Source organism: Yimella radicis, assembly GCF_054778255.1.
This window is the reverse complement of record NZ_BAAGZR010000006.1, coordinates 126,483-141,322: the sequence shown is the minus strand read 5'-3', so window position 1 is coordinate 141,322 and position 14,840 is coordinate 126,483. Positions and strand designations below refer to the sequence as shown.

The window sequence follows — 14,840 nt, the reverse complement described above, 5'->3', positions numbered from 1 at the left end:
ACCGGCGACGCGTTCCAGGTCGTACCTGGCCACGTACGCGGGGTCGTACTCGTCCGCGTTGTCGAGCACAGCCTTCGACGAAAACGGTTCGGGTTCAACCGTTTTCGTGGTGTCGACTGCTTCGTTCTCCCTCATACGAATAGTCAACCATCGAGCACTGACAACCACCGTGTGGTCACGTTTGCGTCGAGGGTTCGGCGTGGTTTCGGCACCGACGGACTCGTTCCTCATCCGTCGGGCTCAACCAGCGGGCGTGTGGGGGTTCTCGACCCCTTCGACACAACGCTCGTACCTCGCGTCGGCTCAGGACAAGCGCTCATGCTGCTCCGCTTGTCGAGCAGCGGGTGGGTGGGCCTCGAAGTCGGCGTTCAGCACCTACTCGACCTGGCTTGCGACGTGGTGGTCGCGGTAACTCGGCATGCCAGCTTCGCTCTCGGCGTGCCACATCGCGTGGCCGACGGCGCGGGTGACGCAATCCCCGGCCGCTGCGAGCAGGGCGTGAAAACCCGTGGCGTCCGGCGCTTCTCGGGTCATCGTCGACACCGCGAACACGGTGTCGCCGTCGAACATCGTGTGCACGGGATTGATCGCCCGCGCCATGCCATCGTGGCCGATGCCGGCGAGTTTCTGACACTGGGCCTTTGTCAAAGTGGCGTCAGTCGCCACCACGGCGAGCGTGGTCGCGGTGCCGACGGCCGGTGTCTGCGGCGGTGGGTCGTTCGGATGCACCGGTACCTGCGCGAACTCGTCCGGCAGGGCCTGCCGCGCCGCGTACAACTCACCGGTGGCTGGGGCGACCGTGCTGCCGACGGCGTTGACGACGACCAGGCAGCCGACGGTCGTCCCGTCGTCCAGCACCACGCTCGCCGAACCGATGCCACCCTTCAAACCGCCTGCACGCGCGCCGGTTCCGGCGCCGACTGCGCCCTGGCCGACGGCCGAATCGGTCGCTGCGGCAAGGGCATCCGCGCCGAAGGAGGCGTCCGGCCGGGCGTTCGCGTCACCACCGCGGCCCAGGTCGAAGATGACCGCAGCGGGCACGATCGGCACCGGCACCTGTCGTCCGGCCGCTTCCACCGGCAGGCCGATGCCTTCGGCGGCGAGCGACTGCATGACACCGTCTGCAGCGGCGAGGCCGAACGCGCTGCCACCGGTGAGGACAATGGCGTGCACCCGCTCGACCATGTTCCGCGGGTCGAGCAGATCGGTCTCGCGGGTACCCGGTCCCCCACCGCGGACGTCCACGCCGCCGACGGCTCCGTCGTCGGGCATACGGACCACCGTCGTCCCGGTCAACCATCCGTCAGCGCGCCGGGTGGCATGGCCCACCCGAATGCCGTGGACGTCGGTGAGCGAGTTCGTGATTCCGGGGCGCATGGATCCAACCGTGGCATATCCGGATGCGCCGCGACCGTCGCGGGAGGATGCTTGGCGACATGAGCATCGACCTCCCACCTGGCCTCACCAGCCGCCCCCTCGTCCCCGACGATCTGGACGCTGCCTTCGTGGTCTATTCGGAGGCCGAGTTCGCCGACACGGGGAAGCCCGGCATCGAGGTCGAGGACATCGAGGGCGACTGGGCCAGGACGAACTTCGATCTGTCGTCGCAGAGTGTCGGCGTCTTCGAGGGCGAGCGCCTGGTTGGGACAGCAGAGGTGGCCGACGGCCGTAGAGCCGATGCCGCTGTCCTTCCCTCCCATCAAGGGCGTGGCATCGGGTCGTGGCTGGCGCGATGGAGCGAGGAGCAGGCGAAACGCGACGGGGGCACGCTGGTCGGGCAATCCCGGTTCGGCGGCAGCCCGGGCGAGACGCTGCTACGCGGACGCGGTTACGAAACGCTCTGGACGTCGTGGGTGCTCGAGCTGTCGCCCGAGAAGGAGGTTGCCGAACAGCCCCTCCCCCAGGGATATTCGATCCGCGGACTGGTGCCCGGACAGGACGACCACATCGCGTATCAGGTGGTCGAGGACGCGTTCAACGAGTGGCCGAACCGTAACCCGCAGACCTTCGACGACTGGTCCGTGCGGTTGCTGCGTCGCCGCGGGTTCGAGCCGTGGCAGATGCGGTTGGCCATCGACCACTCGAACGAGGTCGTCGGGGTGGCAGCCCTGCTGATCGATTCGGCCGGCGAGGCCTACATCGACCAGCTCGCGGTGCGAGGCGACCAGCGCGGACTCGGGCTGGCACGAGCCCTGATGGCGGACGCGTTCCGGCTCGGTCGGGAGAAGGGCGCCGTCCGTTTCGGGCTGTCGACCGACTCGCGCACCGGCGCGCTGGGGCTGTACGAGAAGGTCGGGATGCACGTCACCCAGACCTGGTACCACCTGGCGAAGCAGATCTGACCCTGGTCAGAGTGTCGCGCTCATGGCCTCGGTCTCCTGGTGCAGGAGGCCGACGATCACGCTCCTCGTCAGGCAGCGACCCCGAGTCAGTCGACGGCGCCGGTTCCGGCAACCTCCCGAGCCGAATGGCCGAGGACCGGCATCAGCCGGTCGATCGACCAGCCGATACCTGCGGCCAGGATCAACGTGCCGATCCCGACCGTCGCGCCGCAGAGCCAACCGACCAGCACGCACAACCCCTGGAAGATCGTGTAGCTCCACTTGAACGGTACCGGCGGGTCGAACGCCAGAGCCGCAGCTTCGGTCGGACCGGCGCCGAGATCGGTCGCCAGGTACGCCGCGACGCCGATGCACAGCACCACGTAACCGACGGCGAACATCCCGATCCGGGCCGACAGATCGTCCGGAGTCGGCATCACCTTGAGAAAAGCACTGACCGACAGGCCTACGACGACGAGTTGGCAGACAGTGCCGATACCGGGCTTCTGCCCGCGCAACCAGGCCAGGGCGACCAGCACAGCGGCGCTGATCCAGCTGACCACCGCGAAGTCGACACCGGTCGCGTCCGTGAGACCGCTCATCAGCGTGGAGTAGCCGTCCGAGCCCAGCTTGGCGGCCAGCAGGAAGGTGACCCCCAGACCGAGGACGATGCAGCCGATCGGAAGTTGCAGAGCGCGGCGGATCGGGGACACGCCCTGCAGACTATGTGTCGACCAACCTCACGTTCGCGGTGGCCGGGCCGTCTTTCGAAGGTGATGACCATGAAGCAGCCGTTCGACCACGCCGTGCGCGAGCACGGCGACGTGGTGCTGCGGGTGTGCCGGGCGGTGCTCGGCCATCACACCGCGGCGGACGATGCCTGGTCGGAGACCTTCCTGTCGGCCATGCGTGCCTGGCCGGATCTGCCGGACGACGCGAACGTGCGCGCCTGGTTGGTGACGATCGCCCATCGCAAGGCGATCGACGTCGTCCGGCGCGAATCACGTCACGTTCTGGTGTCCGATGTACCGGACGCACTGGACGACAACGGTTTTCCGTCTGAGGACGATCGGGAACTGTGGGCGCGAGTCGCGGCGCTGCCGGATCGGCAGCGGCAGGCCATCGCGTACCACCACCTGGCCGGGCTGTCCTATACCGACGTCGCCTACCTGATCGGCGGATCAGCCGAAGCTGCGCGGCGCGCAGCCGCCGACGGCATGAAGAAACTACGCATCATGTATCGCGAGGAGGAGTCATGAACCAGCTGGACGACCTGCGCACCGACCCGGCGCACCTGGAGATGTTGCGCGCTCACCTCGCGGATACGGCAGGGGACGAGGTCGAGGTCGCCTACCGCACGGTCGACTCCCCCGTCGGTGAATTGCTTCTAGCCACAACGACTTCGGGACTGGTTCGGGTCGCTTTCGAACTCGAGGACTTCGACACCGCGCTCGTGATGCTGGCAGCGCAGATCAGCCCACGGGTGTTGCACGCTCCTGGTCGACTGGACGAGGCTGCCCGGTCGCTGGAGGAGTACTTCACCGGACGTCTGCGCGCCTTCGAGCTCCCGCTGGACCGCTCGCTGTCCCGCGGTTTCCGCGCCCGCGTGCACGAGTACCTGCCGTCCATCCCTTTTGGGAGCACCGAGTCGTACAGGCAGGTCGCCGAGCACGTCGGCAACCCCCGCGCCGTCCGGGCGGTCGGCACCGCGTGTGCGATGAACCCACTCCCGATCGTGGTGCCCTGTCACCGGGTGCTGCGCTCGGACGGGACCATCGGCGCCTACCTCGGCGGCACCGAGGCGAAGCAGACCCTCCTCGATCTGGAGTCCGGTACCCGCTGAGCGGCTCTCCGCGAAACCGGTCAGCCGGAGTTGCGCAGGGCTGTGGCCAGACCGTTCATGGTGAGCAGGATGCCGCGGCGCACCTGTTCGTCCTCGTCCCCGGCACGGTAGCGGGCGAGCAGTTCGACCTGCAGATGGTTCAACGGCTCCAGGTACGGAAAACGGTTGAACACCGATCGCTTGAGCGCGGTGTTGTCCCACAGCAGGTCCTCGTGACCGGTGATCGCGGCGTACATGCGCAGCGTGCGCGCGTGCTCCTCGGTGATCTTGCCGAAGACCCGCTCGCGCAGTGCTTCGTCGTCGACGAGGCGCGAATAACGTTCGGCAATACCGAGATCGGACTTCGCCATGACCTGCGCCATGTTCGAAACCACGGTGCGGAAGAAGGGCCAGTGCTCGTAGTAGTGCTTGAGCTTGGCGAGCTTGGTCTCGTCGCCGTCGATCCAACGTTCCAGCGCGGAACCGGTGCCGTACCAACCCGGCAGCATGACGCGGGCCAACGACCAGCTCATCACCCACGGGATCGCCCGCAGGTCGGAGATCTGCTCGGTGGGTTTACGGGACGCCGGACGCGAGCCGATGTTCAGCGCACCGATCTCGGCGACCGGGGTGGAGGTCTTGAAGTACTCGACGAATCCGTCTGTGTGGTGGACCAGTTCGCTGTACGCGTCCCGGGCCAGGGCCGCCAGTTCATCGAGATCACGGTAGGCCTGATCGGTGTCGTCCAGCCCTTCGATGTCGAGCAGCGACGATTCGAGGGTGGCGGCGACGAGAGCTTCGAGATTGCGGTACGCGAGCGCGGGCTCGGCGTACTTGGCGGCGATGATTTCGCCCTGCTCGGTCAGTCGCAATGAGCCACGGACGGCACCCGGAGGCTGGGCGAGGATCGCGTCGTAACTCGGGCCGCCGCCGCGTCCGACGGTGCCGCCGCGTCCGTGAAACAGGCGCAGACGGATGTCGAATTCCGTTGCCACGTCGACGAGGTCGAGTTCCGCGCGGTAGAGCGCCCAGTTCGCGGCGAGGTATCCGCCGTCCTTGTTGGAGTCGCTGTAGCCGAGCATGACCTCCTGCAGACCGCCCTTCGAGTCGACCAAGGCGCGGTACGCGGGCAGGGCGAGGGCCGCCCGCAGTGTGGTGGCCGAGACCTGAAGATCCTCGATGGTCTCGAACAACGGCACAATGTTCACCGAGCAGGTCGCGCCGTCCGTGTCCGGCACGTAGAGACCGGCCTCCTTGAGCATGACGGCGCATTCGAGGATGTCGGAGACACTCGTACACATCGAGATCACATAGTTGGGAATCGCTTCCGTACCAAAGGTTTTCACCGCGTCCGCGGCGGAGGCCACGATCGCGAGTTCGCCGGAGGTCTGCTCGGAGAACTCCGCGCCACGACCGACCAGCGGTCGCCGGGAGCTGAGTTCCTGCACGAGCAACTCGACCTTCGCGTCCTCGTCCAGGGCGGCGTAATCGTCGTGCACGCCCGCCCACGCGAACAACTCGGCGATGGTCTCCTCGTGCACGTCGGAGTTCTGCCGCAGGTCGAGCCCGTACAGGTGGAACCCGAAGGTGCGGACCGCCTCACGAAGACCGGCGAGTTCGGCGTCTGCGAGCAGGTCGTCGTGGTTGGCACGCAACGAGTCGTCGACGACGTTCAGGTCGTCCAGGAACTCCTGCGCCTGCGCGTACGGCGCAGCTCCTTCGACCTCGATCGCACCGTCGGCGGGGCGACCGAAGAAGTTCTCGTAGGTGCGCTCCAGCCGTCCGCGGATCCATCGGATCGCGCGACGGTAGGGCTCATCGTCCCGCTCGTCCTCGGTGTTGAGGTCGGCCAGCGTCGTGAGCGAATCACTGATCGGAGCGAGTCGTTTCGACAACGACAGGCTGACCTCGAGGCCGTCGAGTTCACGCAGGTAGTGGCCGAGTGCGATCTGGGATGCACGTCGCGAGGCCGTGGCGACGACGTCGGCGTTGACGTTCGGGTTGCCGTCCCGGTCGCCACCGATCCACGAGCCGGCACGCAGCATTGGCTCCTCGAGCAGATCGGCGCCCGGGTAGAGCTCGTTCAGCTCGCGACGCACCTGCGCGTTGATGCGCGGCATGACGTCGAACAGCGATGCCTCGAAGAAGCGCAGCCCGACCTCGATCTCGTCCTCGATCTGCACACGCTTCAGCCGGATGAGCGCGGTCTGCCAGAGAGTGATGATCTGGATCTTGATGTCCCGCGACGCATCCCGCTCTTCCTCTGCGTTGAGGGTCATGCGCTCGCGGGTTCGCATGATGCGTTTGATCTTGCTCTGCGCCTCGAACACGGTGCGGCGCCGGGTCTCGGTCGGGTGCGCGGTGACCACCGGGACGACCGTCGCGTCCCGCAGCGCGCTCTCGACCTGGCGGTTGTCGAGGTGCGCAGCCTGCAGTTTGGGGAAGGTAGCCGCGAGCGAACCGTCGATCGGTGCCTCACCCGCGTTGACGTGCACGGCGCGACGACGCTCCCGGTGCAGGTCTTCGGCAAGGTTCGCGAGCAGCGCGAACAGGCTGAACGCCCGGATCACATGCAGCGCGTCCTTGGTCGACAGGTCGTGGAAAAGCTCTGCGAAACCCTCGCGATCGACCTCCTGGCGCCGGACGGCGAATGCCTTCTTACGTGCCTGCTCCACAAGTTCGAAGACTCGCTCGCCCTCCTGCTCGCGCACCACGTCGCCGAGCATCCCGCCGAGCAGGCGGATGTCGTTGCGAAGTGGTTCGGTCGCGGCGCGGCCCTCGTCGGTCGCCTCGAACACCATCTGCGGCTGGTCGATCATGGCGCCCAGTATGGTCGCGACCGCCCGGTAACCGAGACGCCCTGTTCAGCCCGCGGACGCGACCTTCGTCACGTCGAGACCACACCCAGTGCCTGCCGCAACGCACCGAGCGCTTCGGCGAGGTGCTCCCTGCTGGTGCGCGCGAGGGGTGAGTTGACCCAGGGATGCACTCCCCCGGCGACCACCCGCAGCTGCACCTGGTTACCGGCTGCCTGCATGGCCTCGGCGTAGGCGATGCCCTCGTCGCGCAGCACGTCGAAACCGGCAACGCCGACGTACGCGGGCGGCAGGTCGGTGAGGTCCTGCGCCAGCAGTGGTGAGACGCGCGGGTCGGCCGCGTCACCGTCCGGACCGATGTAATGGTCCTGATACCAGTCCATTTCGGACGCCGTGAGGAAGTATCCCTCCCTGAACTTCGCATAGGAATCGGTGCGTCGCGACAGGTCGGTGACGGGCACGAACAACAGCTGGAAGGCCGGTTGCACCGCGTCGCCGCGGGTCTGCTGGGCGATCACCGCCGACAGGTTGCCGCCGGCGCTGTCGCCACCGACGGCGATACGGCGGGGATCGACACCGATCTCGGACGCGTGCTCGACGGCCCACCGGAACGCGCCGATCGCGTCGTCCACGGCTGCCGGGAAACGGTGTTCGGGCGCGAGCCGGTAGCCGACATTGAGTACGGCCACCTGCGCCTGGTCGCAGATGCGGCGACAGAGTCCGTCGTGCGACTCGATGCTGCCGAGCACCCAACCGCCGCCGTGGAAGTAGACCAGCAGCGGGAGCTTCGGGTCTTCGGACGGCTTGTAGAGACGAGCCGGAATCGACGCGTCCGGCAGATCGAGGGTGAGGTCTTCGACCTGCCTGACCTCGACCTGTGGACCGGCAGACACGAGCGACTCGTGTTCGAGCAGGTCGCGGGCTTCCTGCAGGGTCATGCCCGCGTACTCGGTCGCCCCACCGAGTTCGAGCATTCTCAAGCCCACGGCGAAGTCGACATCGAGGGTCCGACCGTCCGCCGTCGGCGGCTTACCGGCAATCGCCCGCTTCACCACTCGGGGCAACTTGGCACCGCCGTTGAAGACGGTCTTCTCGATGCGCAAACGCAGATCGCTCACGGGTCAGTCCTTGTCGGCGAGGTGCGGCGGGAAGCCACCGGTGGCGATCGGGCCGGTGCGGTCGATCGTGATCCGGATGCGCGACTTGCCCTGGTCGACGACGCCACGGGTCACCGGCGAACTCTGCAGCGAGCCGTCGCGGCGGAACGTGGTGCGCACCATGGTGGGCCGGGAGCGGACGAAATCGAGCACCTCCTGCAGTAGACGTCGGTCGGCGGTCGCAATCTTGCGGGACATCTCGGGCTTCCTTCCGTCGGTGCGCTCAGTCTCGCCGAAAGTTCGTGAGCGCACGCCGCAAGGTCGAAGTCTGCACGACCCTGAATGCAGGGACGGCAGGCCCCGACCACATGCGGACCGCCAGAGTGAGGACTCAGTCGAGGTTCAGAGGATCTGCGTCCGGACGCCACCGTTGCGCGTAGGTTCGCAGCACCCGCAGCTTGTGCACATCACTCTTGTGCGCCTCGGCGAGCGCCACCCGCAGGCGGCACAGAGCAGCATCGACCGCCTCGTCCACGTCCTGTTGCGGCGAGCGTCCCAGCTCATCCACGAAGCTTCTGGCCGTGGGTGAGAGCTGCCCGACGATGGCGTAGGCCTCTGCAATGGTGCGGGCGGCGAAGGTCGCTGTCTGCTGCTCGGTGACGGGGAGAGCGTCGATCCGTCCACGCACCTGTTGAACCAGTGCGGCGTCGCTCGATCGCCCTGCCGCATCGAGCACTTCCGCGGCAAAGTCCCAGGGGCTCCTGGCAGCGCGTGCGGCCGCTGTTCCGCGGGGGAGACTCCAAGCCATTCCTACGCGCTCCGTGTGCTGCGCAAACGGCGGACGGTTCGGGTCGAGGACGAAATCGACGATCACACCGAGCCGGTCGATGTCATGCAATTCGATTGCGCGCCACCAGTCCTCGGTGAGGCGTCGACACCTCGGGTCGTCCAGGCCCGTCTGAAGGATCAGAGCGCTGCGGCGAACCCGGTGGTGTTCTCCCTTGTGCACGACGACAAGGACATTTCCAGCCGACGGTCTCGGCCTTGGCCGACCGCTGATACGCGGCTCGGCGATGAAATGTGGCCGACCGACGGACATGCCCCCGGAAACGGCGCGAATCTCGGTCTGCGACGGATGCTCGACGTTGATCACGAGTCGATCGATTGCCGGCATTTCGTGGGCCCCTTTCCGAAGATGTGCACGTTAGTGGCGCACCACCATCGGATGACCGCCGCGCCGCAACGGTTCCGGCGTGGCCCGCGGCGCGCTATCAGGCAGTCCGACGTGCTGCTGCGCGTAGAACTCGCCCCAACCCAGTGTCGGCTTGAGCTCCAAAGGGATCGGTTCCGACAGTGGGCCGAAGTAGCCGTCCCCCTCCCAACCGTCCGGGGGTGAACCGAACGCATCCGCTCCCGCATCGTGTGTGCGGGCGAGGGCGCGTCCGAACTCCTCAGCCGCCCGCGCCGTCGGAGCCACCTCGGTGAGCTCGACGAGGTCGAGGTGATGCTCGCGCACGTCCAGCACATCGACGACCGTCGCGCCGGCGGCGTCCTCGAGCCAGCGCAGACCGGCGGCTTCCCAACGAAAGAAGCCGGTCGGCGCGGAGGCGCTCTGCTTACGGAACATCGACCAAGCCTGACATCGACGGGCTGCAGCCACACCTGCGCCACCGAGCACGACATCATCGAACGGGCACGTCCACTCTCGGGAGGAACGCAGTGAGCGAAGAGCACGTCGACCGGATCCGCCGGCTGCAGGAGGGGTGGACGCGACGGCACGAGGAGCGGGAGATCGTCGACATCTTCTGTTCCGTGCACGGCGAGGAACTGACGCAGCTGAAGAACGCGCTCAACCGGCGCGACGATCATCACGACCTCGAGGAACTGATCTTCGGCGACATCGACGACGAGTCGGTGCGCGAACGGGTCCTCGATCACTTCGCGGCGCAGGCCGAGCCACTCGGGCGACTCGGGGTGAAGGTGCTGTCGGACATCGACGACACCGTCTTCCCGATGATCCACGAGACGCGTTACCCCCGCGGCCACTTCCTGGTTCCCGGGTCGCTGGCCTTCCTGCAGGCCCTGGACGACGGTCCCACCGAGTCGCCGTGGTCACGCGGCGACCTCACGTTCCTGACCGCGCGGCCCGAGATCGCGTTCGGTCTCATCGAATCGAACTCCAAGGACGTGCTGCGCAAAGCGGGGGTCGCGAGTTCATCCCTGCTGGCCGGCAGCCTGATGAACCTTCACTCGAAGGACGCCATGGCGGACGGCAAGGTGGCGAACTTCGCGCACTACCGCAAGCTCTTCCCCGAGTACGGCGTCGTGTTCGTCGGTGACTCCGGCCAGGGCGACGTCCTGGTCGGACAACGCGTCCGGACCGATTATCCGGACGCCGTGTCGGCGGTGTTCATCCATGATGTCGTCGACACCCCGGCCGCTCGACGCGAGGAGTTGGCGGCATGCGGAGTCCACGTTTTCGAGACATACGTCGGTGCAGCCATGAAGGCGTACAGCCTCGGCCTGGTCTCGCCCCACAACGTGAAACGGGTTGTCACAGAATCACTTGCCGCGCTCGACGACATCGATTGGGAGACCGCCGAACAGGAGGCCTCGACCAGGAAGTTGTTGCAGCGCGACGCCGACGAGGCGCTCGCGCTGGGGTGACGTCAGCGCCGCAGCACGGCGGGAAGAGTGCGAGCTGCTTCGACCATCGCCGGTCCGTACCAGGTGATCAACCGGCCGCTGATCAGTTCCGTGGGAACCTCGACGAAGGCCTCCGGGCCGTCGTCGGCGGTGAAGACGTACGGCTCGTCGGGCAGCAGCACGAGATCCGCGCGGCTCGGGTCGTCGAGATCGGCCAGGTCGGCGTGCGGGTATCTGCCCTCGGCGCCGTCCGGAACGACCACGTCACAGCCGAGGCACTGGAGGAGGTCGGCGGTGTACGTCGGCCGCCCGACCACCATCCACGGATCGCGCCAGATCGGCACAACCACTCGCCGAGTGTCCGCAGAACCGCCGACCTCACCCGCGCGTCCTGCGGACATTCGCCACAGAGCGTCGGCCTCGTCCATCCAGCCGGGTGACCCCCAGCCGAGAGCTTCGGTGAACAATCGGCGCATCGAGTCCAGCGCCTGCGGCACGGTCTCGATGTCGGTCACCCAGACTGCAATCCCTTTATCCCGCAGGCGCTTCACGTCGAGCTCGCGGTTCTCTTCCTTGTTGGCGACCACCAGGTCGGGTGCCAACTCGGCGATGGCCGCAACGTCGGGGTTCTTCGTGCCTCTGACGCGCGGCACATCGAGGTCCACGGGATGGGTGCACCAGTCGGTGGCACCGACCAGAGCCTGTGGACGGGTCGCCGCGATCGCTTCGGTGAGGGAGGGGACGAGGCTGACGACTCGTTGGACCTCGTCGGGGAGGTCGCCGTGGAATCCGAGATCGTCGATCTGTGTTCGCACCCGCCCGACCTTACTCAGCGCGCGAACGGAAGTGGTCGCGATCACGACCACTTCCGTTGACTACGGGTGTAGAGGCTGGTCAGACGTTGCGCCGGTACTGACCGCCCACCTCGAAGAACGCCTCGGTGATCTGCTGCAGCGAGCACACCCGCGCGGCGCGCATCAGCACGTCGAACACGTTGTCGCCGTTGACCGCTGCGGCACGCAACTCGTCCAGCGCCTGCTTGGACTCGCCCTGGTGCCGCTGCTGGAACTCGCGGACGCGGGTGAGCTGACCCTGCTTCTCGGTCTCGGTGCCGCGGGCGAGTTCGATGTGCTTCGGCGTGCCGTCGTCGGCCTTGGGGTTGCGGAAGGTGTTGACGCCGACGATCGGCAGCGAGCCGTCGTGCTTGCGGTGTTCGTAGAGCATCGATTCGTCCTGGATGCGACCGCGCTGGTAGCCGGTCTCCATCGCGCCGAGCACGCCGCCACGCTCGGTGATGCGGTCGAACTCCTTCAGCACCGCCGCCTCGACGAGGTCGGTGAGCTCGTCGATGATGAACGATCCCTGGAGCGGGTTCTCGTTCATCGCCAGACCCCACTCACGGTTGATGATCAACTGGATCGCGAGCGCACGACGCACCGACTCCTCGGTCGGCGTGGTGACAGCCTCGTCATAAGCGTTGGTGTGCAACGAGTTCGCGTTGTCGTAGATCGCGATGAGCGCCTGCAGCGTGGTGCGGATGTCATTGAAGTCCATCTCCTGTGCGTGCAGGGACCGGCCGGACGTCTGCACGTGGTACTTCAACTTCTGGCTGCGGTCGTTCGCGCCGTACTTCTCCTTCATCGCCACCGCCCAGATACGGCGGGCGACACGGCCGAGCACCGAGTACTCGGGGTCCATGCCGTTGCTGAAGAAGAAGCTCAGGTTGGGCGCGAAGTCGTCGATGTCCATGCCCCGTGCGAGGTAGCTCTCGACGTAGGTGAACCCATTCGCGAGCGTGAACGCCAGCTGGCTGATGGGGTTCGCGCCGGCCTCGGCGATGTGATAGCCGGAGATGCTGACCGAGTAGAAGTTGCGCACCTGGTGGTCGATGAACCACTGCTGGATGTCGCCCATCATCTTCAGGCTGAACTCGGTGGAGAAGATGCAGGTGTTCTGGCCCTGGTCTTCCTTGAGGATGTCGGCCTGGACGGTGCCGCGCACGTTCGCGACGGCGTACGCCGCGAGTTCTTTGCGCTCGTCATCGTTCGGCTCACGGCCTTCACGCTCGGTGAATGCGTCGACCTGCTGGTCGATGGCCGTGTTGAGGAAGAACGCGAGAATCGTCGGCGCCGGGCCGTTGATCGTCATCGACACGCTCGTCGTGGGCGAGACGAGGTCGAATCCGCCGTACAACACCTTCATGTCGTCCAACGTCGCGATCGAGACGCCGGACGTGCCGACCTTGCCGTAGACGTCGGGACGCTCGTCGGGGTCGCGCCCGTACAGGGTCACCGAGTCGAACGCGGTCGACAGGCGGGTGGCCGGCTGGCCTTCCGACAGCAGCTTGAAGCGGCGGTTCGTGCGGAACGGGTCGCCCTCGCCGGCGAACATGCGGGCAGGATCCTCACCCTCCCGCTTGAACGGGAAGACGCCGGCGGTGTACGGGAAGTAGCCCGGCAGATTCTCCCGGCGAAGGAACTTCACCAGCTCGCCGTGGTCGTCGAAGCGCGGGAGCGCGACGCGCGGAATCTTGTTGCCGGACAGCGATTCCCGAGTGAGTCTGTTGACGATCTCGCGGTCGCGGATCTTCACGACCTGCTCATCGCCGGAGTAGGACTCGACGATGCTCGGCCACTTCACCAGCGCCTTGGAGATCTCGTCGGGCACGTCCTGCTGCGCCTTCTCCATCAGCTCGGCGACACTGTGCGGCACCTCGCCGAGTTCGCCGGCGACCAGTTCGAAACGCTGCGCACGGGCTGCCGCCTTGGCGAACTTCGCGGTGTCGGAGTGATAGTCACGTACCGTTTCTGAAATCTCGGAGAGGTAGCGGACGCGGGACGCCGGCACGATCGTGGCGATCCGGGTCGACTGCTTGGTGTCGACCTGCGGAAGCACGCCGTCCTCGACGTGCATTCCCTTCTCCGACAGCAGGTTTCGCAGCTCCTGGTAGAGCGCGGTCACGCCGTCGTCATTGAAGGTGGCCGCCGAGGTGCCGTAGACCGGCATGTCCTCGGGCTTCTTGCCGAAAGCCTCACGGTTGCGCACCATCTGGCGTCCGACATCGCGCAACGCGTCCTCGGCCCCACGGCGTTCGAACTTGTTGATCCCGACCACGTCGGCCAGGTCGAGCATGTCGATCTTCTCCAGCTGGCTGGAGGCGCCGAACTCCGGAGTCATCACGTACATCGACACGTCGGAATGGTCGATGATCGCCGAATCGCCCTGGCCCACACCGGGAGTCTCGAGGATGACGAGGTCGAAACCGGACGCCTTGGTCAGCGCGATGATCTGGTCGAGGTGCTCGGGCACCTGGTTGTTGCCACGGGTGGCGAGCGACCGGAAGAAGATACGGTCACCGTCGAGCGAGCTCATCCGGATGCGGTCGCCGAGCAATGCACCACCGCCGCGCGAACGCGTCGGGTCGATGGCCAGCACCGCGACCCGCAGCTTGTCCTGCTGGTCGAGGCGCATGCGGCGCACGAGTTCGTCTGTCAGAGAAGACTTTCCAGAACCACCGGTGCCGGTGATGCCGAGCACGGGCACCGGACGCTTGGCCGCAGCCTGGTTGATCGCGTCGACGAACTCGGCGGAGAGCGCACCCTGCTCCGCGCCGGTGATCGCTCGCGCGATGGCTGCACGATCACCCGACAGCACTGCGTCCAGATCGGCCCGGCCCAGCTGCCAGAGGTCGTAATCACAGTCGGCGACAACAGAATTGATCATTCCGACCAGGCCCATGCGCTGGCCGTCCTCGGGCGAGAAGATCGTGACGCCGGCCTTGCGCAGGCGGTCGATCTCGTCATGCACGATGACGCCGCCGCCGCCACCGACGACCTTCACGTGTTCGGCGCCCGCCTGCTTGAGCAGATCGACGAGGTACTCGAAGTATTCGACGTGGCCACCCTGGTAGGAGCTGACCGCGATGCCCTGCGCGTCTTCCTCGAGCGCAGCGTCGATGACTTCCTGCACCGAACGGTTGTGGCCCAGGTGAATCACCTCCGCACCCTGCGTCTGCATGATCCGCCGCATGATGTTGATCGAGGCGTCGTGGCCGTCGAACAGGCTTGCGGCAGTAACGATCCGGACGTGGTGCTCCGGCTTGTGCAGTTCAGGCTTGGTGTCGGCCATGGGGTCCTCC

Annotated in this window: 13 protein-coding genes; 4 read left to right on the top strand and 9 right to left on the bottom strand. The window is 66.6% G+C overall.

Annotated elements, in window-relative coordinates; translation table 11 throughout:
• Positions 1-375: 375 nt before the first annotated feature.
• A complete protein-coding gene (locus tag ACYU8W_RS04425) occupies positions 376-1,377 on the bottom strand; it encodes a P1 family peptidase (RefSeq protein ID WP_499466959.1) in 1,002 nt (333 codons plus the stop codon).
• Positions 1,378-1,436: 59 nt separating this feature from the next.
• Between ACYU8W_RS04425 and ACYU8W_RS04420 the strand changes: the two genes are divergently transcribed.
• Positions 1,437-2,342, top strand: coding sequence for a GNAT family N-acetyltransferase (locus ACYU8W_RS04420; protein ID WP_240795975.1), 906 nt, complete (start codon positions 1,437-1,439; stop codon positions 2,340-2,342).
• A gap of 86 nt (positions 2,343-2,428) precedes the next feature.
• Here ACYU8W_RS04420 and ACYU8W_RS04415 read toward each other — a convergent pair whose 3' ends face one another.
• Positions 2,429-3,034, bottom strand: a complete 606-nt coding sequence (locus tag ACYU8W_RS04415; RefSeq protein WP_129625415.1) for a YczE/YyaS/YitT family protein — start codon at positions 3,032-3,034, stop codon at positions 2,429-2,431.
• Between the two features lie 69 nt (positions 3,035-3,103).
• Here ACYU8W_RS04415 and ACYU8W_RS04410 point away from each other — a divergent pair, with 69 nt between their 5' ends.
• Together ACYU8W_RS04410 and ACYU8W_RS04405 are read left to right on the top strand one after the other, a co-directional pair.
• Positions 3,104-3,580, top strand: a complete 477-nt coding sequence (locus ACYU8W_RS04410) for an RNA polymerase sigma factor (RefSeq protein ID WP_499466956.1) — start codon at positions 3,104-3,106, stop codon at positions 3,578-3,580.
• Entirely contained in the window at positions 3,577-4,164 is a 588-nt protein-coding gene (locus ACYU8W_RS04405; protein WP_141927114.1) for a methylated-DNA--[protein]-cysteine S-methyltransferase, read from the top strand. Before ACYU8W_RS04410 ends, ACYU8W_RS04405 begins: the two co-directional genes overlap by 4 nt.
• 20 nt (positions 4,165-4,184) lie before the next feature.
• On the opposite strand, the gene ppc is transcribed toward ACYU8W_RS04405, so the two are convergent.
• From ppc to ACYU8W_RS04380, 5 genes are all read right to left on the bottom strand, one after another.
• Positions 4,185-6,962 (bottom strand): phosphoenolpyruvate carboxylase, encoded by a 2,778-nt coding sequence (gene ppc, locus ACYU8W_RS04400; RefSeq protein ID WP_499466954.1) that lies wholly within the window; start codon positions 6,960-6,962, stop codon positions 4,185-4,187.
• A gap of 68 nt (positions 6,963-7,030) precedes the next feature.
• On the bottom strand, positions 7,031-8,077 hold the full coding sequence (locus ACYU8W_RS04395; protein WP_499466952.1) for an alpha/beta hydrolase: 1,047 nt from the start codon (positions 8,075-8,077) through the stop codon (positions 7,031-7,033).
• Between the two features lie 3 nt (positions 8,078-8,080).
• Positions 8,081-8,314: a hypothetical protein gene (locus tag ACYU8W_RS04390; protein WP_499466950.1), complete on the bottom strand. Its 234-nt coding sequence runs from the start codon at positions 8,312-8,314 to the stop codon at positions 8,081-8,083.
• 133 nt (positions 8,315-8,447) lie between these two features.
• Entirely contained in the window at positions 8,448-9,065 is a 618-nt protein-coding gene (locus ACYU8W_RS04385) for a hypothetical protein (protein ID WP_499466948.1), read from the bottom strand.
• Positions 9,066-9,260: 195 nt separating this feature from the next.
• Positions 9,261-9,683, bottom strand: a complete 423-nt coding sequence (locus ACYU8W_RS04380; RefSeq protein WP_499466946.1) for a fructosamine kinase family protein — start codon at positions 9,681-9,683, stop codon at positions 9,261-9,263.
• 92 nt (positions 9,684-9,775) lie between these two features.
• Between ACYU8W_RS04380 and ACYU8W_RS04375 the strand changes: the two genes are divergently transcribed.
• Positions 9,776-10,723 (top strand): phosphatase domain-containing protein, encoded by a 948-nt coding sequence (locus ACYU8W_RS04375; RefSeq protein WP_499466944.1) that lies wholly within the window; start codon positions 9,776-9,778, stop codon positions 10,721-10,723.
• 2 nt (positions 10,724-10,725) lie between these two features.
• Here the strand turns inward: ACYU8W_RS04375 and ACYU8W_RS04370 are convergent, their stop codons facing one another.
• Positions 10,726-11,517, bottom strand: coding sequence for a helical backbone metal receptor (locus tag ACYU8W_RS04370; RefSeq protein WP_499466942.1), 792 nt, complete (start codon positions 11,515-11,517; stop codon positions 10,726-10,728).
• A gap of 79 nt (positions 11,518-11,596) precedes the next feature.
• Positions 11,597-14,830, bottom strand: a complete 3,234-nt coding sequence (icmF, locus tag ACYU8W_RS04365; RefSeq protein ID WP_499466940.1) for a fused isobutyryl-CoA mutase/GTPase IcmF — start codon at positions 14,828-14,830, stop codon at positions 11,597-11,599.
• Positions 14,831-14,840: the final 10 nt, after the last annotated feature.